Genomic DNA, 22,699 nt, shown 5'->3' with positions numbered 1-22,699 from the left:
TAGTCGAACACCGATAGCAGTGACCTCTGGCAGGATCAACCAGAATTGTTGATCACACACATAGGTTTAAAATTTGGAAGTCTATATCGGAATTGTTCAGGAAATTCACTGAGAATTTCTTGCACGCATAACATTCGTTTAATTCCTTTCGATAATGATACACTACCGACCAGAATTAACCGAACTGCCAAATCCAACGTCAGACAAGAAATAACTCCTGTCTCCACTTACGATAAGGCGGTGATTATCACGCACAACAGTTGTCGTGCGGGAATCACCTTAATGACCGTCTTCGTATATATACCTTGCGAAACAGGGCAGGCACACGACAAACGGACATTACGGCCGAATTCACCACCATACTCGAGATTATAATTATACGCTTTCAACGTATATATAGTTTCTTGTTGACCCGTATTCTATAAATGAATATAGAAGAGAATCGATGTCGCGAGAACAGCTACATCCCCGCGAGGGAGCATACAAAGAACGTGATTGTATATAAAGATATCATGCCTATAAAATAAGATATGTTTTAACCCTCCTAATGAAAACATGATTGATCAGAAAACAAACCAAACGCCATATGTTCGCAAACTTTAACAATACGCAATGTATAGCAAATACACTTATTCTAAGCAATCATATCACTATCAGAGTAAAAAAAGAAATTCAAAGAGGAATCAAACTGTCACCTAATAACAGCGATTTCGAAAACCCGGAAAGCAGCGTAACCAGAGTGCGTACACCCCGAAAGGACCAAGGAGAGGTATTAGCCATAGTAGAGAACATGCTTGGTGCTAATCGAGTGAAACTCAGGTGTATGGATGGCGTTGTAAGAATGGGAAGGATCCCAGGCTCTATGAAGAAAAAAACATGGATAAGGGAAGGAGACATAGTCATAGCTGTACCTTGGGATTTTCAGGACACAAAAGCAGATGTAATATGGAAATATACTCGTCCGCAGGTTAACTGGCTTGAGCGCAAAGGATTTTTAAAGAGCCGATGAAAATATGAAGAAAGTAATAGAGGACAAAATCAAAACCATGGATACGCTGGTTGATAGCGGAAGGATCAAACAAAAAGATAGTGAAAAGATCAAAGTCACAGAAAATGTTTTTGATGAAGCGACATTAAAAGCAATATACACCCTATCAAGCAAAGGCATAATAGAAGCTTTAGGAGGCTCCATAAGCACAGGCAAAGAAGCGAATGTATTTTTAGCAGATGGCAAAGACCATAGCCTTGCAGTAAAAATATACCGCATCAATAGCAGCACTTTCAACTCAATGGAAGATTATATAATGGGAGACCCTCGCTTCAGAGATGTAAGACATACAAAAAAGGATATCGTTTTTGCCTGGACAAAAAAAGAATACCGTAATCTGCTAAGGGCCAGCGAAGTTGGAATAAAGGTCCCAAAGCCAGTCATAACTGAAAGGAATATACTTGTGATGGAATTTGCCGGAAAAGATGAAAAGCCATACCCCCTTTTAAAAGATGTGCGACTGGAAGAAACAACTGCCAAAAAAGTATTTGATATGCTCATTGACTACATCAAAAGGCTCTATATGGATGCAGAACTTATACACGCAGACCTTAGTGAATATAATGTACTGATTGAAACAGAATTAATGGAACCAATATTAATAGACATGGGACAATCAGTTACTCTTGAACATCCAAAGGCGGACCAGTTTCTGCATAGGGACATACAGAACATTGTCCGCTATTTTAAGAAATATGGCATCATATCCAATGAAAATGACATCTATACATTCGTGACAAAAGAAAAGAAGGAGCATGATCATGACTCACATCAAAGTACCACATGACAGAATAGGAGCAATAATAGGTCCAAAAGGCCAGGTCAAAAACCTTATTGAACAATTATCAACAGCTACCATTGAAATAGACAGTGAAAACGGCACTGTGGAGATTATACCTGGAGAAGACCCAATCCAGTCCTTGAGAGCACTTGATGTGATCCATGCTATAGCCAGAGGATTTAATCCGGAAAAGGCTATGGCATTGATGGATGACGAAATGATGATGCTTGAGACCATTGATCTGTCAAACTCTGCTGGTACGCCCCAAGAGATGATACGCCTTAAAGGTCGGATCATTGGAAAAGCTGGCAAGACCAGAGAAATCATGGAAAGTATGATAGGAGTTAAGATTTCCGTCTATGGTAAAACCGTAAGCATTCTGGGCACTCCCGAGCAGAATCAAATAATAAGAACTGCCATTGAGATGTTGATAGGTGGTGCTACACATGGACAAGTATATGGTTTACTTGAAAAGAAAAAACAAATGCTAATACGATCCCAGCTATAGATACCTACAAATACATTGTGTGAGGGCAGATATGAGAGGGTATGTTAATAGTTCTGAAATAAAACAGATTGTAGTGTTCGGGCTGGTCATACTTCCAATGGCTGTTCTCTTTTATGAGAACAAGTTGAACATAGGACACATAACTTCTGTTCCCCTTTTTCTAATGCTTCTCTTAATGCTTATAACGAGGAATATCGAAATACCTATAGCTAGCATACGTACAAGAAAACCTGAACTTCTTTCTCAGCATGCGTTCGTGCTGGAAAAGATATACAGTGTACCTGTATCAGAAGAACTCATAACCCCAAAAGAAAGAGTCTTCGACACAAAATTAACCATAAACTTTGGGGGAGTGATCATACCCCTTCTGGCAATAATCTACCTCCTAGTAACAGGACCCATCACAACATCTTTGGAGATAGCCCTGATAATCACAGTTATAGCCTTTCTCTCATCAGAGATAATTGATGGGGTTGGAATAGAAGTGCCTGATTACATTGGACTTGTATCTTTGCCTCTGACACTTCTGCTTTCTACAGGTAGTGCAGAAAGCGTGATATTCATTTCAAGCATAATAGGGATAATTGCAGGGTGTGTGGCATCCTTACTTACTTTAGATCGAGAACAAAATGGAAGTGCCTATATAAGCATAGGAGGCGTGGGAAGTTTCAGAGCAATTTATATAATGGCATTGATCGCAAGCCTCCTGTCATACTATACCTAAATCCCTTTCTGTACGACGCTGATCCATTTTGTCCTGCAGGATCTTTTGAGGGAGATTCAATGCACGGTATTTAGCAATACCTGTAGCTGTAAACCTGAAGGGCTGAGGGGTATGATCTATACGAGTGGCCCTCATTTTCTGTATTGCCATGACAGGCATTGGAGTAGTATCAATATCATTTGTCTGGATAAAATCAAGGAAAACAATGCCATCACCCAAGAAATCGTAATCATCGAACTGCTTTTTCTCAATACCATGAGTTTTTTCAGTGACTAGCAATGAAGTTATCTTATCCTTTTTAAGTAACCTATGCAAAGCACGCCATGAAGTGGACCTTCTGAACTCATCGGGAGCTGTAAATACGTTCAGAGAATCAAATACAACCCTATCAGGTTTGTGAGATTCTATGATCTCAATCATCTCTTCAGAAGTGAGCATGGATATACCGAAAACTTCCAAATAACCATCATCAATATATTTGCCTATATCCCAACCAAATCTCATGAAATGTTGAACTAGCTGCTGAGCCCTTTCTTCAAATGAAAAGAAAATACATCTTTCACCATTCTTTGCGCCTTCCATCAGGAACTGCATGCAGAAAGTTGTCTTGCCTGTTCCTGGAGGACCTGTCACTACAATTGAAAAACCCTTTGGGAAACCCCCTTCCAAGAATTCGTCCAGCCCTGGAACTCCAGTAGGTACCCTTTTGAGTAATCTATCAATATTCTGTGTATCAAGTTTAGCTTTGAATCGACTATTATCCAGATTAAGTAAAGCTTTCTCTAAGACTACATTTTTGGCGCCCAGGTCCTTCTCATATCTTTCAAGGACCTTGATGGCATCGCCGCTTAGAGTAGTATGAATAGCGAACTTGGATTTCATCACAACACCATGAACATAATATGGTATTATATATTTAAAAGGTTATGGTTCTGTGGACATAAATTTCTCAAAAATGTCCATCAATGTTCATGGCCTTCCCCTGTCCCGGCAAGAAATTACCTCTTCCATAGGAAGCCGATATCTCCCCGTCCCATATAATATCACCCCTTGATATCGTAATCTCGGGGAAGATAGCCTCAATACCTTCAAAAGGAGTCCACCCTATCTTTCCATGCAAATGATCACCTTTTATAGAAGTAACTTTTTTTGTGTCCACAATAATAAGGTCAGCATCAAAACCTGCTTCTAACCTGCCTTTAGAATGCCTGTCCAGACCAAATATCCGGGCTGGAGCAGCACTTGTAGCATCTATCATGCGCCCCAGAGGAAGAAGATTCTTCTTAACTGCCATTAGCATCAGAGGCATTAGGGTTTCCACCCCAGGAACCCCCGATGGAGCTGACTTAATATCTACGTCTTTTTCACTTTCACAGTGAGGAGCATGATCTGAAGCAACAATATCCACAGTGCCATCATTCAATGAGTTCAGAAGGAACTTGACACTTCTTCTGTCCCTAAGAGGAGGGTTCATTTTACCATAACAGCCCAATCTTTCCCAATCCCGGGTGGAAAGGAAAAGATGATGAGGAGTAACCTCACATGTGATAGGTGATAGACCTTTTTGCCGTGCAATATACCTGTCTCTGCCTAGCACACCTACTGACTCAAAAGCACTAACATGGCAGATATGACCTCTTGTGCCAGTATTCCGAAGGATCTCCACTACTTTTTGCACTGCAGTAGCCTCGCATATATTAGGCCTTGCCTTTGAATGTGAAGAAGGCGACATGTCATTTTTTAATAACGCTTCACATTCCAGACGGATTTTATCGTCTTCTGCATGGATGACAGAAAGTGCTCCTAATTCATTCAATATTCTCAAAGCCCTTTCAAGGGTGACCTCATCGATATTGAGCCCCCCGGTGGATTCGGCCATAAAGATCTCACCAAATGCTGTCACTCCTTCCTCCCATAACTCATTCAGTTTTTCAAGATTATTTGTGACTCCTCCGTGAATACCAAAATCTACAATGGATTTACGGGAAGCAAGCTTAAGTTTTTCTTCAAAGGACTTTTTATCGACTGTAGGAGGAAGAGTGTTGGGGTGATCTATCACCGTTGTGATACCACCTGCAGCAGCTGCACACGAACCGGTATACCAGTCCTCTTTTTGAGTAAGCCCCGGATCTCTGAAATGCACATGGACATCAATTCCCGCTGGCAGAACCAGAGAACCCTGTGCATCAATTACCTCACCAGCTATTACATCCGCCTCTTTTGCTATCCTGCTGATCTTTCCTTCATCTATTACTATTTCTGCAGGTTGTAGATAATTACCATAGAATATCTTGGCATTCTTTATGAGTAGATCTGGCATACTTATCAGTATTTCAATAACCCTATTTCCCACTTTTGTTACTCATAAGGAATTGATCGCTTGAACGCTAAATTGACCGTCCTGAAAATTAAAACGAATATAGAACATTAGGATCACGGAAACTATATAGATATTATACTAGAAATGGAACTCAATAGAAAGTATAGAGCAATATATTGTATTTACAGAATACTTATCTACACATATAGTGTGTTCAAATTGGAAAATCCAAACAAAGAGGAGAAGAATCATGTTCAAAAGAACAAAACTTTACAAAACATTTATCCTCATAACTGTGTTCCTTGTTGTAGGGTTCACGTTTGCAGGAATTGGCTGTGTGGATAAGAGCACAGAAGATGCATCAAATGTTTCAGAAGGAACAGGTGTCAAACAAAGCATCATTGTAAAAGGCTCTGATACAGTACTCCCCTTATCCCAGGCAGAAGCTGAAGATTTTATGCTCAAGAATGCTGACAAGAGTATAACAGTAATTGGTGGAGGCTCAGGGGTGGGAATAGCTGCTCTTATTGATGGTGAAGTAGAAATAGCCATGGCTTCCAGGTCAATGAAAGACTCAGAAATAGAGGAAGCAAAGCAAAAAGGCATCAATCCGGTAGAAACTACAATTGGATGGGATGGAATTGCAGTTGTTGTAAATCCAGAAAACCCTGTCAGCCAATTGACCTTCACACAGCTAAAAGCTATCTACGATGGAAATATAAGTAACTGGAAAGACGTTGGTGGAGAGGATCGGAAAATTACCGTGATCAGCCGAGATAGTAGCTCAGGTACATATGAATACTTCAAGGAAGAAGTCCTTCTAAAAAGCGAATACCGCCAAGATGCACTTGTTCAACCTGCAACCGGGGCCATCGTTCAGGAAGTAGCACAAAACAAAGGGGCTATTGGATACATTGGGTATGCATACGTAGACAACAGTGTGAAGGCGCTTGCCCTTGATGGAGGAGAAGGAATATTCGTGCCTGCAACCCAAGAAAAGATCCTTAGTGGAGAATACCCATTGGCAAGGCAGCTATTTTACTATACTAACGGCGAACCACACGGACTTGTAAAAGAATTTGTGGATTATGTGATGAGTGCCGAGGGGCAATCAATAGTTTCTGAGGTCGGATACTTCCCTGCTATCCAGTAAGATCAAGAAAAAGGATCTGAAATGACAACTGGACATTATAGAGAGAAGGTGATAGAATCATTGCTGTACCTCTCAGGAGTTACAGCAGTGATCATCCTTTTTCTCATCTGTATCTTTTTATTTAAAGATGGGCTTGCCCTATTCCAGAAATACCCATTAGTAGAGTTCCTTACAGGTACAAAGTGGTACCCTACATCAGAACCACATCAGTTCGGATTGCTGCCTTTACTATTCGGCTCAATGATAGTTACATTTGGAGCTATTGTTTTATCAGTACCTCTCGGAATTGTAGTGGCTATATACATTTCAGAGCTTGCAGGGGCAAAAGAAGCAGAAGTTCTTAAACCTCTAATAGAGATCCTTGCCGGTATTCCCTCAGTTGTTTATGGATTCTTTGGCCTTGTAGTCCTTGTCCCGCTGCTTCAGAATACTTTTGATCTTCCCACCGGACAAAATGCGCTTGCTGGTTCTATAATGTTGGGAATAATGGCATTGCCTACGATCATATCCATTTCAGAAGATGCGATCAGCTCAGTACCTCGTGCTATAAAAGAGGGATCACTCGCTCTTGGTTCTACAGAGTGGCAAACAATCAATAAAGTGATCATTCCTGCTGCCCTGTCAGGAATATCAGCTGCTGTAATGCTTGGCATAGGAAGAGCCATTGGGGAAACAATGACAGTACTGATGGTTACAGGTAACACTGCAGTTATACCAGGGTTCCCAGAGGGACTTTTTGCACCAGTGAGAACAATGACAGCCACTGTTGCGTTGGAAATGGGTGAAGTACCCCAAGGAAGTGAGCATTTCTATGCGCTCTTCGCTATAGGCTCTGTACTATTTATAACAACTTTTATCACAAACATTATTGCCGAATATATAAAAAGAAAGTATAGATTTAACCTGGGGTCAGGGCAATGACAAAAAAAGCGCAAAGAGATCAAAAGATTGCATTTACTGCGCTCAGGATTAGTGCTGTACTCGTAGCAATTATAGTAGTGATCATACTTCTGCAAATAACCATAAATGGATATAGTATCCTCAGCATCGATTTTCTCACAGAGATGCCCAGGAACAGAATGACAGAAGGAGGTATATATCCTGCGATACTCGGAACAATTTATCTGATAATCGGATCGATGGGAGTTGCTTTACCGCTAGGAATATTAGCAGCAATATATCTGAACGAGTATGCACAACCAGGCAGAACCAAATGGATCATAGAAATGGCTATCATCAACCTTGCAGGAACGCCATCCGTTGTATTTGGCCTTTTCGGACTTGCGATGTTTGTGAAGTACCTGGGATATGGCGCCTCATTGATCGCTTCAGCGTTGACCCTTGCACTAATGGCTCTGCCGATCATAATCAGAGCAAGCCAGGAAGCCCTCATCACTGTACCTGAGGAGTACCGTTATGCTTCACTGGCACTTGGGGTCACTAAATGGCAGACTATCAGACAGGTCGTACTCCCTCCTGCTATCCCAGGGATGATAACAGGCACTATCCTTGCAGTGGGTAGAGTTGCAGGAGAGACAGCACCTATATTGTTAACAGGAGCTGCATATTTTCTTCCAAGACTCCCAGATTCAATATATTCCCAATTCATGGCACTTCCTTATCATTTATATGTAATTGCCACTGCTGGTACTAATATCGCTCAAACAAGGCCTATACAATATGGTACTGCACTGGTACTGCTGACCATAGTCCTTAGTTTCAACATGATAGCTGTCATGATACGGAGACATTATAGAAGAAAACTCAGAAATTAATAAAGAGGTAAGCAGATGTCAGGATCTAATAACGGAAACCAGACCGAGATAGAAGTAAGAGGACTTAATCTATGGTATGGAGATAAGCAGGCACTTCGCGATATTTCTATCGATATACCTAAGAACAGTGTGACAGCCTTCATAGGCCCTTCTGGATGTGGGAAATCCACTTTTTTGAGATGTATAAACAGGATGAACGATCTTGTTAAAAATTGCAGAATAGATGGACTGATCAAGATAGATAATAAAGATATCTATGCCAAAGATGTGGATGTTGTAGAACTTAGAAAAAGAGTGGGCATGGTCTTTCAAAAACCAAATCCTTTCCCCATGTCCATCCATGATAACATTGCGTATGGACCCAAGATCCATGGTGCTGCTAAAAAAGATATCTATGGCATAGTAGAAGAGGCACTCAAGTCAGGAGCGCTGTGGGAAGAAGTTGCCGATAGGCTGACAACATCTGCCCTGGATCTGAGCGGGGGACAACAACAGAGACTTTGTATCGCAAGAACACTGGCCGTTAAACCGGAAGTAATATTGTTTGATGAACCCTGCAGTGCACTTGACCCGATATCCACTTCCAAGATCGAAGAGCTTATAATGGAACTCAAACAAAAATATACCATAGTGATAGTCACACATAATATGCAGCAAGCTGCACGGATATCAGATTACACTGCTTTCTTCCTCCTAGGGGATCTGATAGAATATGGTAAAACGGATCAGATATTTGAAAATCCGAGAATGAAGCAGACGGAAGATTACATAACGGGAAGGTTTGGGTGAAGACATGTCAAGAGAAAAATACCAGAGAAACCTGGAGATATTAAAAGCTAACACAATAGAAATGGCTGTAACCTCACTGGACATGGTCAAAAAAGCTACTTTATCTCTCAAAAAACTGGACAAAGCACTTGCCGAGGAAACTATTTCAATGGACGATATCGTAGACGAGCACGAGATGATGATAGATAAATGTGTATCAGATCTTATAACTCTTCAGCAACCCATGGCTGGAGATATGAGACTTATAACTTCATGCCTTACAATGGCTATTGATCTGGAGAGATTAAGTGACCTTGCCAGTAACATTGCATGGGTGACTTTAGAGGTGGAAGGAGAAATTGCCGATATAGAGCCACTACTGTCAAGAATATCCGCTATGGGAAGTATAGCGGAGAAAATGCTGGAGGACACAATCGTAGCTTTTCAGAATTCAGATGCCGAGCTTGCTAAAAGAATTGCAGAAGAAGATGACAAATTAGACAAACTTTTCTTTGAAAATGAGAAACAATACATCGAGATAATGAACAATAACAACACCATTATCAGTGATGCTTCACACCTGTTGTTTGTCCTGAGATACATGGAACGTATCGGCGACCATGTATGCAATTTATGTCAAAGTATAGTGTATATGGCAACAGCCGAAAGAGTAAAGCTGAACTGATCAGAAATCAAAGAGGGAACTTTGGGAACCGCTGTTTGGCGATTGCCCCTCGTGATCCGATTTCCTCGACACTGACCCCCCTATCTTTTTTTCAGAGGGACCTGCTGTAAAATCTGACAGGCCTGTCTGTTTCGAATCATAGTCAAGGTTTGAAAGGTCTACACCGAATACTCCCAGGATCCTCTCCACCGGCGGAAGGATCTGTTTCTTGATATAATAGTCAACATCAAGAGGTACATTATTCTCGCGGACATATTCCGGGTCTTCTGCACGGTTCACGAATAGATCTTTACCTGCAGTGATGACAAAAGGTATGCGTTCACCCACAGGTGGAAGAGAACCGGTTCTCTGTTCCATCTTCTCAGCAACGGTAATATGAGGCTGTTTGTTCTTATAGTGTTCACGCCTTTTTGAGTACATGCGCGTCATGATCAGATCATCTATGATATCCTTGTCCTTTGTGACATCAAGGTTACGTATAGAATCTACTACTTTTCTCACATGCATCACTGCTGCCTCTACTTCACCTTCCTTAAGCACTAGTTCGAGTACTCTGTTCAGGGTCTTGGATGTAAGTTCACACCAGTCCCTGCGGACTGTTTCCATGCCTTTGACCTTTATACCATCTTTCCATCCATCACCAGACCGCTCAAATACCCAGATAGCATACCTTTTCTTTGCTATGAAAAGAGCACGTTTTGCTATGGACTCGAACTCCAGTTCCATTGGATCTGGCAAGGAAGCCGAAACTATGCCTGAGATCTTCTTACCTACAAGCTCTGCATCTTCAAGTGATATCTCATTTTTTCCTGTGCATTGCACAAAGACACTATCAGTATCCCCATAAACCACGGAGAGGAAAACATCCTTGTTCAGAGGACCAGGTGATATCTCACTTTTCAGATAGGAATTACCATCCTTGAGGTAGATGGTACGTATAGTATCCTCTATAAGTGAACGTGTGGTGATAATATTCTCCCTTCCAAAACTCGTGACGGCATTTGCAAGGGTAAGACTGTACAGACGTGCACGGGTATATCCTGCATAGCCATAAAAGCTATTCAGCAATATTTTCAGAGCAAACTGGGTGGCATCGAGAGCCCTATATTCATCCTCATTGGATATACCTTTCATGCGTTTCTTTGTCTCTATCCTTCGGTTGAGCAGATTTTCCAGGATAGTGGGCATGATCCCTTTTGAAACATTTGCTGTTACAAATCTCCCACCAGAGGGTGGAGTAATGGTTTCGCCTTCCCCAGGAATATCTTTCTCAACAACCGTTGTATAGCAAAGATTGTGAGCCATCATTATAGTGGGATAGAGAGACTTGTAGTCGAGTATCACTACGTTCTCAAGAAGGCCTTTTTTAGGCTCCAGCACTTCACCTCCTTTCAAGCCCTCGCTGTTCTTGTTCCTGGCATAGACAAGATTATCATCGGGTTTGGGAGGTATCACACGATCCCTAATGCGGCATTCACGCAGCAGAAGGTTCTCTACCATAGATGTCTGACCTCCATCAATGACTTCCTGTAAAAGGGAACCGCTTACTCTGGAGATGGCTATGTACCTGTCAAGTAACTGGAGTTTCATAACCAGCTCCATGGCAAGTTCGGAGTCGCGCCTTGCATAATCTATGAACTTGAGAAGTTTTTCGCCTTCATCATTCCAGTGGTCTTCCATTTCTGAGGGTGCCACGTCAAGCTTTTCCCTGTCCAGCAGTTCTTTGGCTACATTGCGTAAGGTATACCTCTTTAAACTGAACTGGCTGCGGATGAGAGGGAGGACATCGACCACAACCCTTCCTGCCAGTGAGATAAGGGTCATTGTTCCTATCTTCCGGTAACTCATTGGTCTCCCGTCGCGCCCTGAACCAGAGTCTATAGTAGTTCCAGAGTCTGCAAGGAACTTGATCCGGTCACTAATGTAAGGAATGTCGAAATCGTTGATGTTGTAACCAATTAGTATATCGGGATCATAGTCCCTTAAAATCTCAAAGAACCGCTTGAACATGAACTCTTCGTTCTGTAGCGACTCTACATCAGAACCCGCACCTGATACAGGCTTTGCCACAAGCACTATAGTATTGTGCCCTTTGTAGGCTGGGGCAAATGTAAGACTGATCATGATCACAGGAGATTCGTCCGGAGAGGGCATGGAGCCGCCTATTGGCAGGCATTCGATATCAAAGGAAAGGAACTTAAGAGGAGCATTAGGAAGCTTATCCACCTCTACAGGCTGCCTGTCCGAGCAGACTATGTCACAATATATCTTACCCCCTGGATGGGCTTCCTGAGAGGGGGAAACTGAGACCCAGCCCATGCCATGCAGTCCCCTGTCTATCAAAAAGCGGTTCCTGAAAAGTATATCGGTCTCGTATACCTCTTTTACTCCGGAGATCTGCAGTATTTCGTCGCGGATCTCAGGAACATGCCTTGGCTCATAGGTCGTGACCTGTATCATAGGCTTTTTGAACTTCTGATACCCCACTGGCTCAAACCGCTGAACGATCTCGACATTCTTGACCACGTCAAAACGTTCCTTTATGAGCTTGCAGATCAGGTCAAGCTCACCGGAAGCATTCACATAAAAATAAGGTTCAAATCCCGGCACATAACAGCAGGTACTTTTACCGTCCTCAGCTCTGCCGAAGAGGCGCACAACAGGAACAGTACCTTCGGTTACATAGTCCGCATCCAGGATCTGAAAGTTCATGAGGCTATGTACCTGCTGACAGCATATATGTTTTGCGCGATGGCAGAGGGAGAGAATTGAGAAAAAATTGAATAAAAGAATTGAAGTAACTTGCAGAATACATGAAAAATGTGCTGACGAAAATGATGAATTGAATTTAAAATTAGTGCCCGGAGCGTGACTCGAACACGCGACCTCCAGATATCTCAGGAGATATGGACGCACTCGTTAATTTTCCCTATGAGTCTGGCGCCCCAACCGACTAGGCTATCCGGGCATAGCGTAGCATCTAGAAGGGTATTTTCATATTAAAGCGTATCGATTGGAATCGCATATAAAAAAAGAAATTGTACATGACGCTGTCAGTACCCTATTGCCTTTGCAAAATCAAGCCCTACAGCAGGATCTTCAGAGTTCCCTTCAATGATGAAGACAAAGTTCTCGTTATTCCAGAAATACTTGTATCTTGGAACGTTTTTACCCCCATCAACAGAATAACTCAAAACCTGTGTAGCTTCATGTCCATTGAATTCAACCTGCTGGAAAGTCTCATTGTTTGAGAGTACTTTAAAGGTGGTCTTATAATTAGTAAGGAAAGATTCTGCAGATACAGCATCTGAAAATTTTACTGCTGTAACATGATACTGCACACGTGCACTCTCATTAGCTTGGTAGCTACCAATAGCAGCCTCTACGACATTTTCAACATTTGAAAATTCACCATTCAACGTTTCCGAAGGTGGCATGATATCGATGAATGAATAACCTGAAGGAATATTCTTAAGTACCACAAGTTCAGAAACATTTTCCATTGGGGCAACCTGGCCACTTGAGGGAGTAGTAATGTTCTCATTCCCTTTGAAGATGCAGCCTGAGAAACCCATGAACAATACTACAAATATCAACACTAAACTTAACTGTTTCTTCATGGTATTACCTCGGGATGTAATAGTCCGATAATAGAAGCTTCATTAATTATTAAACTGATGTCCGATCAACGAGGATATAGACACCTATAGGAAATTCATAAAAAAAGAGATATAAGAAGGGTTTAATCCCTTCTCATTTTAGCTTACTTAGTTCCTTCTGACAAGGTATGCAACTGCCAGGAGACCAGCAACTGCGAAGATTGCCTCAAAGCCTGGAGTGTCCTCAGTTGGTGGTGTGGTTGGAGTCTCGTTGACACCTGGAGTGGTTGGAGTCTCGTTAACACCTGGAGTGGTTGGAGTTGTTGGCTCGGTTGGAGTGGTTGGAGTTGTTGGCTCGGTTGGCTCGGTTGGAGTTGTTGGCTCGGTTGGCTCAGTTACATTGCCGCCTATGACATACTCAGCGTATGGGTAGTAGCGGAGTTCATTTGCATCTGCAACCTTGAAGAACATGTTGCCAGCGATCTTGATTTCCTTATTCTTGGACAGTGTAAGGTCATCCTTGTTTGTCAGTGTAAGGAAGTCGTCACCGATTGTTGTGACCTCGAGTGCATCGAAGGTATCGTCAGTCTCGATCTCCATTGGTTCGTTGGAGATGAGCCACAGACCCTCGATAACTGCAAGGCTGTCGACCTGACCCTGGAACACTTCGTTGACGTGGGCTCTCATGATGACTACATCATCCTCGCCGCCTACATCATCCTCTTCGTAGTCCCAGGTGCTGTTCGCAACATCAGTACCAGTTACTGTAATGACCTGGTCATCAAGGTATTCGCCGTCCTTGCTCAGCTCGAGCCAGACCTTGTCGCCCTCGACATCGATCTGCTTTGGTGTAAGCGTGTAGCCCTCGCCAAGGTCAAGCGTCTGACCGACCCTCAGAGTGTACTTGTCATTACTGTCAAGCAGGAGCTTGGAGAGTACATCTGGCTGATCGTTGACTGGTACATACTCTTCTGCGAGGAAGCCCATCTTTGGATAGGTTCCAACCCATCCATCATACTCGTAGTCTACGTTCTGGATAGTGGTAGTGTATACAAGATCATCCTGTGAGATTGACCTGGTACCGGTCACAGTGACATCCATTTCTTCAGATGCCAGGTTTGAATCCAGGTCATAGTAGAAGCCTGCGAATGAGCTGTAATCCCAGTTAGCGCTGCCTGTTGCAACTGAACCCCTTACCTGATAGGTTCCTGGTGCGGTGATCTCCTTATAGAAGTAGAAAACCAGATCGTTTGAATCAGCGGTCTTGATCTTCAGATCACCTGCAAGGACAATATCCTTGTTCTTGGTAAGAGCTATGGAATTCTTGTTTGTCAGTGTAAGGAAATCGCTGCCTATTGTAGTAACCTCGAGTGCATCGAATGTGTCATCAGTCTCGATCTCCATTGGTTCGTTGGAGATGAGCCACAGACCCTCGATAACTGCAAGGCTGTCGACCTGACCCTGGAATACTTCGTTAACGTGGGCTCTCATGATGACTACATCATCCTCGCCGCCTACATCGTCCTCTTCGTAGTTCCAGGTGCTGTTCTCGACATCAGTACCAGTTACTGTAATGACCTGGTCATCAAGGTATTCGCCGTCCTTGCTCAGCTCGAGCCAGACTTTGTCACCTTCGACATCTATCTGCTTTGGTGTGAGCGTGTAGCCCTCGCCAAGGTCAAGACTTTGACCGACCCTCAGAGTGTACTTGTCATCACTGTCAAGCAGGAGCTTGGACAGAACGTCAGGCTGGTTGTTGACTGGCACATATTCCTGTGCAAGGAAGCCCATCTTGGGGAATTCCCCATTCCAGCCATCATATGCATAACCGATCTGCTGGATGGTTGTTTCGTAAATAAGTCCATCCTCTTGGATGGTCCTTCCGCTAGCCTTTGTATTATCGATTCTCAGGCTCTCGGAACCAATGTCGTCGTCGATATCATAATAGAATCCTGCGAATTCAGTATAGTCAAAATTCACAGGGATTGTGCTTAAACTGCTGCCGCTGAACACCGGGCTTCTTATCTCCACGGTGTTTACAGAAGTTGCTGCACTGGCCGCTGAGACGAATACTGCCATCAGCATAAGTGTAGCAATTGTTACTGCTGCGAATTTACTCATTATTTTCCTCCGTTAGTTTGTATATCTAAGAGTGAGGATCATTGGATTAGAACGCTTATGCGCCCTCAGACCTTCATCAGGGGAACGCCATGTTCGCCCATTGACGAAGTTCTCATCATCACCCTCTTAATCCCGTCATATTGGATTACAAGAGCCTATTAGATAATTTCCCTTTTAAATCTTTTGTGGTCTCAAAGAGGTTATTTTTCACGTAGCAATGACAAGTATCGATGTATTTAACGGGAAATGTCGAACTCCATCATATGTACCCTCTAAAAGAACGACATGCAAGAAAGTGCATTTAATAGATCGTCGAATAGATTAAAATGTAATTATGCTATAGCTCATTATCATGATTATTACCTCAATACATTTATATCTTCTCAGATATATTATAAATACCAAGGATTAATACAAAACGAGGCGAAACACAAGATGTTTGATGGCGCTATATCTGAAGAGATCAAGATGGAAGAGGGGCCCAACAGAGTGAGAACCGGCATACCGGGTTTTGATGAACTCTGTGGCGGAGGGCTCATAAGGGACAGAACATATCTGGTTTCAGGGACATCCGGAGCCGGAAAGACAAATTTCTCCATCCAGTTCATCTATAATGGTATTACTAAATACGGTGAGAACGGGATTATAGTAGCGACAGAGGAGAGACCAGAGCAGATAAGAGAGAACGTACTGAAGTTTGGATGGAACCTTGAGGAATTGGAAGAAGAGAACAAACTTGCTATAATAGATGCCTGTTCTACAAAGATCGGTATACCTTCTCAGGAGAAATATGTGGATATCCGGCCTTTTGATATTCGTTCCCTGATGGACCAGATCATTACCACCCAGGAAGAGATCAATGCGCAAAGAGCACTTGTAGATTCTACGACATCCATAAGCTTCTACCTGCAAGATCATGCAAAGATCCGTGTGGAATTACTCAAGCTCAGTACCACCCTGGAAGTAATTGGGCTCACTTCCATGATGACCTGTGAAGTAATTGACGAATCAAGTCCCTCAAGGTTCGGAGTTGAGAACTTCGTTACCGATGGAACCATTGTGTTGTATTATAAGAGGCATGAGAATGTCCGCATGCGCAGTCTGGAAATATATAAGATGCGTGGATCGGACCACAGTAAAAAGATACACCCGTATGAGATCACACCTGATGGTTTTGTGATCCATCCACATGAAGAAGTTTATTCAATGTTCTGAAGTTAAATTTCAGGATAAGTTTCTTCGTTACCGCACTCAACACACTTGTAGATAACTAATTGTCTTCCGAAATTGTCCTGTCTTTTAATGGCAGGATACCTCCATCTATTCATCTTTCCTTCACACAGTCGACATCTGTAAAGCATTATATCACCTGAAGTTCCGTCAGAAACTCCATTAATATAATGCTTTTTTTATATATAGTACTAACCCAGGCCAAAAGAGGAAAGTGTTAAACCTACACAAGGTCTAACAGCAAAACTTCTCCAGTCTGGACGGCACTCTCTGTAACATCGATCTGTTTTGAAGACCTGCTCTTCTCACCAATGATAGTGTACGGCAAAATAGCATATGTTGAAGAAGTGCCATCCTGAGTTGGGTAAGCTAGGACCAGGTTATAAGTACCATTCTCATCAGCGACTGCAGAATTGTAATAATCAAATTGCCTATCTCTGTTGCTGACAAGAGTGGTTGCACCATAAACCTTTTCGCCGGGTTGGGCCTTGCCTGTTATTGACACCCCTTGAACATACTCGAAAACCTTAACATATTTAACTTCGGGATCCTTGGTAACGGTTGTATTGGATTCGTATAACAACCGATAATTTCCGGAGCCACTGCCATCATAAACATGGAGCTTGACAAGCATGGAATTTTTGAACTTCTCATTCTCTACCTTTTTTGTTACCGTAGATGAGCCTTTAGTGAGGGTTTCTTCATCAAAGAAACTATTATAGTCTTCACCAGCAAGTTTAGCAATACTAAAGAATTTACCCTTGACCATTGAGATATCTGTCAGTATATATTTTACATTCCTCTCGTCAAGTATATCTGAGGCTTCTGTTCCATTCTGTGACAGGAAAAAGACAGCTGTTTCCTTCACAGCCGGTTGGAAGTTATTGGTGACCACTGGCCTTTGGGATCTGTAAATGATCCAATTACCAAAGTCCCACCAGCTTAGCACCCCATATTCAGGAGTCTGGAATGGGTCATTATAGTAAGAGGTCACAGGAGTGTGATCCTTGACCCAGTCCAGTGTTTCCTGCCAGTCAGAAGGCATAACAGATGGATTTGACACTGCAGCCACAGATATCAAAACACCGGGTAGTAACAACATTCCAAGTATCAACAGCAATGGCATCTTGCCAGGGTTTGTCTGAACCTTTTTGCGCTTCCCCCCATGCTCTTTGACTGCTTCTGGCATCAACCATGAGTGCAGCTGCCCCATAAAATAACCTGAGAGAACTGCTACATTGATAGATAACAGATACATAAAGCGTCTTTGAGATAGAGCCAGGAAAAAGACAATGACCGACCATACAACAAAAAAGGCGATAGTGGGTTTTTTTGATGGAAACCCCTGTCGCAAGATCAGCAGAAGAGATGCAAGGGCTGACAGGAAGAACAGACCAAAGCCACGCCATACAGAACTCAAAGTGAAATCTCCGTACTGATCCCAAAACAGAGGTAAAGCTTCATTGATAGTACTGATGGTTTCATCAAATCCTAACAGGTAACCAATGCCTGAAACGATGTTTGAGAAGAAGGTAGGCATCATTGACTTGGTGCCGATGATAACAGCGGCAATTAGGACAAGGATGACCAATAGATAATGCCACCATTGACCCCTGTTACCTATAACGTGAGCTACAACCCAGCACATCAATGTAAAACAGAGCATTGAAAATATGTATAGCACATGGAACCAGGAAACAAAAGCTGCACTTAACTCATATCCTTCCCTTACTATGATCGCCACAAAAGGTATAACAAACACAAGAGCAGCCAGATACATTATGCACGAACTGGACAACAGGTACCCTGAGTTCCTTTTAACTTTAAGATCAAGAGCCAGTTGCACTGGCACATATAATGCAAAAAGACCTATGAATATAGGTGAGCCCGTCCATGTGAGCACAGAAACAGCAAGTGTGATACCTGCCCCTATAGCATAGATCGCTGAACGGGATCCAATACATGCCATAAGATCGCTTTTTGTTAATTTCCTGCAGACATCAGGATCTGCACCTTCTTTAAGGGAGAAAATAAACAATGTAAAAGCTGTAGTTGATAATAATATCTCAGCAACGTGATGATCTGTGGCCCCGAACATAGAGACCATAAGATGAATGGGCATTACTGCAAACACAACTATACTGTAAAGACCAACCCTGCGGCCGAAAAGAGCTGAAGCTGCAAAATACAAAGGCACCAAGGAAAGAGTTCCGATAACAACTGGAAAAAGTGCAGCGACCAGTTCAATTGTACTATCACTCGGACTACCCAACCCAACTACCAAAGCCACCAGAGATATTAGCAGATCGTATAGAGGGGGCCAACTGATATCAAATCCCAATGGATAGTTGATGTATGAATCAGACAGGATATATCCCGGAAAATGTTGTGTAGTATAGAGAATATTTCGCATGTGATAATAGGAGTCATAACTAACAAAAGTTACCCTGCCATCCGACAAGAGAAAAGATAATGGGAACAAACGTATAAGCGATGCAAAAAGCATCACTAACAATATTTTAGTCCTGACAGAGAGAGAATCGATCGTACTCATCCTTTCATCCCTTTGATTCACGTTGATTAATTATTGAAACATATATATTTCACGGGTTCAGCATTGCCCGCATTTTCTGAAGCATTACAGATACATCAAATTCCTTAGCTCTATAGATACATGCTTCCCGATATCGTTGAGGATCTGAAGACACTTCTTTGATAGCCTTAATAATAGAGGATACTTCTGGCTCCACTAACAAACCTGTAACTCCATCTAACACAGTTTCAAGGTATCCCCCTTCTTTTACCGCAACCGTTGGTTTGCCGGATGCCATGGCTTCTACAGGTGTCATACCAAAATCTTCATCAAGTGCTGTTGTAATATGCCCTTTACACGTAGCATATAATTCAAGTAGTTTTTCCTCTGAAACACTACCCATCAATATAACATTTTCTGGAAGTCCGGTCATCAGACTGGCTGCATATCCCGATGCATGATCCCCTGTCGCATAGCCTCCCACGATGATCAATTTTAGATCCGGCATTTCCCTGAAAGCGTTTATCTGCAGTTCTACCCTCTTTTCAGGATACAGCCTGTTCACAGAAAGCCAGAAATCCCCATATTCTTTATACTCGAACCTTGAAGTATCGACCGGTGGATAGATAATAACTGAATCCCTGCAAAAATACTTTTGTATCCGTTTTTGAGTATTCATGGAATTTGTCACGATCCTAGATACATGGGTAAGATAGTACTCCGAGATCTTTCTGTGTATACGTACCCAGATGACAAATGGCAGTGAATAGAACACAGACTGATTTTTACGATATACTTCATAAAGATCATAAAAGGCTCTTGTTGGAGTATGACAATAGTAAACATTTGGTTTGTGCTTTTTCGCTGCAAAGAATGCCCAATTGCCTGAAAAGATAAAGAAATCATAGTTTTTGGAAAAATCACACCTTGCAAACTTAAAAGAAGCAACTATCTGTTTGAGAGGCGGTACTTTCAATGTTTTTCCAAGACTTATGATGTTGACGTTCTCAAAGCCCATTTTAGTTACGGAATCCATATCCACATCTGTGGTAATTACATCTGCTCCTAGTCCTTCTGCAAGTGTGAGAACCAGTTTTTCCCCCCCACCGATCGCTCCGATGTAATCATGAAATATAGCGACTTTCATTCGATGCCTCACAAATATTTTTCAAATTTAGATAAAGCCTCATTCCAATCATAACCTTCAGATTTCTGAAAAGCAGCCTTCGACATATTTTTACGACATTGGGCATCCTCAATAATTTTTCCCACTGCCTGAGCAATCTCTCTCTCATCTAAAGCTACAACAAATCCATCAAGTCCATCTTCAACCAACCCTTGTGCTGCATTATACTTCTCCTTTACAGTTATTACGGGAATCCCACATGCAAATGCCTCTATTACGACCATCCCAAAACCCTCCCTCGAAGAAGGAAGTACGAAAACCTTTGAAGCTTTTATTTTTCCGATAAGAGAACTATAATCCTGAAAACCTACAAATTCAACATTTGTGTAAATCCCTATTCTGTTTGAGAGATCCACAAGTTCTGTTTTCTCCGGGCCATCTCCCACGATGCAGCAAATGAGGCCAGGATAATCTATTTTTAGAAGAGACACGGCTCTAAGTAGAAAATCGACATTTTTATCTTTGATAAGCCTCCCGGCAAAAATTACATCATAAAATTTCTCATCTATTCCCTCCGGGAGATTACCACCTTCTGCCTGTATTTCGGATATCGCTTGGAGATCAATACCATTTGGGATAACAGATATCTTTTCCTCAGAAACCCCCAGCTCTTCGAGCCTTTGTTTAGTCCATTCCGAAACTGCAATATTATTTCCAGATATTTTTGATACTGCCTTTTCGATCATTTTTCCAAAAAAACCTGCTTTGCCCATGTAGTAGTACCAGTAATCACCCCAGACCTCATGCCAGGTGTATACTACATGGCCTTTATTTAAAATAGAAACAAGCCTTACTGTAAAACATGAAAAATAAGGAAATACACTTACATCAATAAGATCGAATTTCTCACGTCTTAGATGTGAGAACAGTTTTATGGAATAGACCAGTGCTGCACTGATGGACCTTCTTCCTTCCACATAGAGCTCCCTTGATTTGCAGACACCATGTAGGAACATGCCATCGTGTTCAATAACATCTGCCCCTTCCCACCATTTGATCCCAAAGAGGTGCACTTCATGCCCTTTTGCTATGAAACGAATGCCCAGTTCATATATTCTCTTTTCAGCCCCACCTTTCACCCATGGATAAACTGCATCATATACAAAGGCGATCCTCATAATGTCACCTATCGGTGTCCATTCCAAGCATAAGCACGCTCAGAAATATGGCTGTAAAGATCATTTGCAAACCTATGGAACCAAATACCATGGCAAATACTGCTGTTTGGATCTGAAAAAGAGAACCATAGCCTGAACTTACCCATGAGAAAACCACTTTTAAGCCAATGAATATGCCTGCGAGCAAAAAAACCATGCCTGCAAATAGTTCCTCTTCAAGTGAATGATAGTCCATGATCTTTTTTATGAAAGAACTCTCCTTCACATATAACCCATTTATGTATCCATAGGCACCCAGATAAAGGCCAGTTGCAAAAAGCTGACTACCTATCACTGTCAGCATACTTGCCAATATGAATGAATGAAGCCTGGTCTCAGCCACATTGCCCATACGTGGCAACGTGAACAATAAGGCTGCCCCTACTAAAAAAACAAACGTACCAGGCACCAGCAGGAAAGAAACTGGGCGGTAGAGCATCATGAACCTAATATGCCTCCAGCCATCGTGTAAGGACCTGAGCTTGGAAGGGGAATCCCTTAAATCATATGAGATTGGAACTTCCTTTATACGCAGGCCTTTATCTGCGGCTTCGATGACCATCTCTGAAGCTAACTCCATGCCATGGCTCTTAAGGTTCATCTTTTCAAGGGCCTCTCGTGTAAAAGCCCGCATTCCACAGTGAGCATCTGAAATACTTGTGCCAAAGAGAACATTTAACAGCCATGTGAGGAAGGGATTACCTATATATTGGTGCAACCATGGCATTGCTCCTTTTTTTATGTTACCTCGTAACCTGCTGCCGATTACGAAATCTGCCTCTCCGTTCATAAGGATATCGAAGAACATGGGCAATTCATTGAGATCATAAGTGTTATCTGCATCTGCTATGGCTATATAGTCCCCAGTTGCCCTTGCAAGCCCCTTAAGATATGCATTCCCATAGCCTTTTACTGAAGGTATGACCACTGCACCCATAGATCTGGCTATTTCTGCAGTTCGATCCGTGGAATTGTCCACCACGATGATCTCACCTTCAAGACCCCTGGTCTCGAAAAAGGACATAGCTTTCAGTATGCATGTCCTTATAGTGGATTCCTCGTTCATGGAGGGCATTACAATGGAAACCATTGGCATGCATTCTCATATTAC

General features: G+C 42.3%; 19 protein-coding genes and 1 tRNA gene. 10 read left to right on the top strand and 10 right to left on the bottom strand.

Annotated features, from left to right (window positions below; all coding sequences use genetic code 11):
- Positions 1–682: 682 nt before the first annotated feature.
- The 4 genes from eif1A to A4E24_RS06625 are packed head-to-tail and all read left to right on the top strand — an operon-like array spanning position 683 to position 3,061.
- Positions 683–1,009 carry a translation initiation factor eIF-1A gene (eif1A, locus tag A4E24_RS06640; RefSeq protein WP_292352502.1) on the top strand — a complete coding sequence of 109 codons (327 nt, stop codon included), beginning with the start codon at positions 683–685 and terminating at the stop codon, positions 1,007–1,009.
- Between the two features lie 4 nt (positions 1,010–1,013).
- Positions 1,014–1,835, top strand: a complete 822-nt coding sequence (locus tag A4E24_RS06635; protein ID WP_292352496.1) for a serine protein kinase RIO — start codon at positions 1,014–1,016, stop codon at positions 1,833–1,835.
- Positions 1,810–2,337, top strand: a complete 528-nt coding sequence (locus tag A4E24_RS06630) for a pre-rRNA-processing protein PNO1 (RefSeq protein ID WP_292352495.1) — start codon at positions 1,810–1,812, stop codon at positions 2,335–2,337. The genes A4E24_RS06635 and A4E24_RS06630 overlap by 26 nt, the downstream gene beginning before the upstream one ends.
- Positions 2,338–2,368: 31 nt before the next feature.
- A complete protein-coding gene (locus tag A4E24_RS06625; protein WP_292352494.1) occupies positions 2,369–3,061 on the top strand; it encodes a DUF1614 domain-containing protein in 693 nt (230 codons plus the stop codon).
- Here A4E24_RS06625 and A4E24_RS06620 read toward each other — a convergent pair.
- Entirely contained in the window at positions 3,047–3,943 is an 897-nt protein-coding gene (locus A4E24_RS06620; RefSeq protein ID WP_292352493.1) for an ATPase domain-containing protein, read from the bottom strand. The two genes, A4E24_RS06625 and A4E24_RS06620, sit on opposite strands and share 15 nt — an antisense overlap.
- A gap of 67 nt (positions 3,944–4,010) precedes the next feature.
- Positions 4,011–5,381 carry a dihydroorotase gene (locus A4E24_RS06615; protein WP_292352492.1) on the bottom strand — a complete coding sequence of 457 codons (1,371 nt, stop codon included), beginning with the start codon at positions 5,379–5,381 and terminating at the stop codon, positions 4,011–4,013.
- 250 nt (positions 5,382–5,631) lie between these two features.
- On the opposite strand from A4E24_RS06615, the gene A4E24_RS06610 reads away from it, so the two are divergent.
- Genes A4E24_RS06610 through phoU form a run of 5 tightly spaced genes read left to right on the top strand, consistent with a single transcriptional unit; the run spans position 5,632 to position 9,762 of the window.
- Positions 5,632–6,534, top strand: a complete 903-nt coding sequence (locus tag A4E24_RS06610) for a PstS family phosphate ABC transporter substrate-binding protein (RefSeq protein ID WP_292352491.1) — start codon at positions 5,632–5,634, stop codon at positions 6,532–6,534.
- Between the two features lie 21 nt (positions 6,535–6,555).
- Positions 6,556–7,455: a phosphate ABC transporter permease subunit PstC gene (gene pstC, locus A4E24_RS06605; RefSeq protein WP_292352490.1), complete on the top strand. Its 900-nt coding sequence runs from the start codon at positions 6,556–6,558 to the stop codon at positions 7,453–7,455.
- Positions 7,452–8,309, top strand: coding sequence for a phosphate ABC transporter permease PstA (pstA, locus tag A4E24_RS06600; RefSeq protein ID WP_292352489.1), 858 nt, complete (start codon positions 7,452–7,454; stop codon positions 8,307–8,309). The genes pstC and pstA overlap by 4 nt, the downstream gene beginning before the upstream one ends.
- 15 nt (positions 8,310–8,324) lie before the next feature.
- Positions 8,325–9,098 carry a phosphate ABC transporter ATP-binding protein PstB gene (pstB, locus tag A4E24_RS06595; RefSeq protein ID WP_292352488.1) on the top strand — a complete coding sequence of 258 codons (774 nt, stop codon included), beginning with the start codon at positions 8,325–8,327 and terminating at the stop codon, positions 9,096–9,098.
- A gap of 4 nt (positions 9,099–9,102) precedes the next feature.
- Positions 9,103–9,762: a phosphate signaling complex protein PhoU gene (phoU, locus tag A4E24_RS06590; protein WP_292352487.1), complete on the top strand. Its 660-nt coding sequence runs from the start codon at positions 9,103–9,105 to the stop codon at positions 9,760–9,762.
- Here the strand turns inward: phoU and A4E24_RS06585 are convergent, their stop codons facing one another.
- The 4 genes from A4E24_RS06585 to A4E24_RS06570 all read right to left on the bottom strand — a co-directional run bounded on the left by A4E24_RS06585 (position 9,763) and on the right by A4E24_RS06570 (position 15,482).
- Positions 9,763–12,474 carry a DNA-directed DNA polymerase gene (locus A4E24_RS06585; protein ID WP_292352486.1) on the bottom strand — a complete coding sequence of 904 codons (2,712 nt, stop codon included), beginning with the start codon at positions 12,472–12,474 and terminating at the stop codon, positions 9,763–9,765.
- A 146-nt stretch (positions 12,475–12,620) separates the two neighbouring features.
- Positions 12,621–12,730: transfer RNA gene (locus tag A4E24_RS06580), tRNA-Met, on the bottom strand.
- 85 nt (positions 12,731–12,815) lie between these two features.
- Positions 12,816–13,382 carry a hypothetical protein gene (locus tag A4E24_RS06575; RefSeq protein ID WP_292352485.1) on the bottom strand — a complete coding sequence of 189 codons (567 nt, stop codon included), beginning with the start codon at positions 13,380–13,382 and terminating at the stop codon, positions 12,816–12,818.
- A 147-nt stretch (positions 13,383–13,529) separates the two neighbouring features.
- Positions 13,530–15,482, bottom strand: a complete 1,953-nt coding sequence (locus A4E24_RS06570; RefSeq protein ID WP_292352484.1) for an S-layer protein domain-containing protein — start codon at positions 15,480–15,482, stop codon at positions 13,530–13,532.
- Between the two features lie 435 nt (positions 15,483–15,917).
- Between A4E24_RS06570 and A4E24_RS06565 the strand changes: the two genes are divergently transcribed.
- Positions 15,918–16,697, top strand: a complete 780-nt coding sequence (locus A4E24_RS06565; RefSeq protein ID WP_292352483.1) for an ATPase domain-containing protein — start codon at positions 15,918–15,920, stop codon at positions 16,695–16,697.
- A gap of 238 nt (positions 16,698–16,935) precedes the next feature.
- Here A4E24_RS06565 and A4E24_RS06560 read toward each other — a convergent pair whose 3' ends face one another.
- Genes A4E24_RS06560 through A4E24_RS06545 form a run of 4 tightly spaced genes read right to left on the bottom strand, consistent with a single transcriptional unit; the run spans position 16,936 to position 22,684 of the window.
- Positions 16,936–19,266 (bottom strand): oligosaccharyl transferase, archaeosortase A system-associated, encoded by a 2,331-nt coding sequence (locus tag A4E24_RS06560; protein WP_292352482.1) that lies wholly within the window; start codon positions 19,264–19,266, stop codon positions 16,936–16,938.
- A 49-nt stretch (positions 19,267–19,315) separates the two neighbouring features.
- Positions 19,316–20,392, bottom strand: coding sequence for a glycosyltransferase (locus A4E24_RS06555; RefSeq protein ID WP_292352481.1), 1,077 nt, complete (start codon positions 20,390–20,392; stop codon positions 19,316–19,318).
- A gap of 8 nt (positions 20,393–20,400) precedes the next feature.
- Entirely contained in the window at positions 20,401–21,549 is a 1,149-nt protein-coding gene (locus tag A4E24_RS06550) for a glycosyltransferase family 4 protein (protein ID WP_292352480.1), read from the bottom strand.
- A 4-nt stretch (positions 21,550–21,553) separates the two neighbouring features.
- A complete protein-coding gene (locus A4E24_RS06545; protein WP_292352479.1) occupies positions 21,554–22,684 on the bottom strand; it encodes a glycosyltransferase family 2 protein in 1,131 nt (376 codons plus the stop codon).
- Positions 22,685–22,699 lie beyond the last annotated feature (15 nt).

This window comes from Methanomethylovorans sp. PtaU1.Bin093 (genome assembly GCF_002067275.1).
In the GTDB taxonomy this organism is placed as follows: domain Archaea; phylum Halobacteriota; class Methanosarcinia; order Methanosarcinales; family Methanosarcinaceae; genus Methanomethylovorans.
Note: the sequence above shows the minus strand (reverse complement) of the source record. Positions and strands in the feature narration are given on the sequence as shown.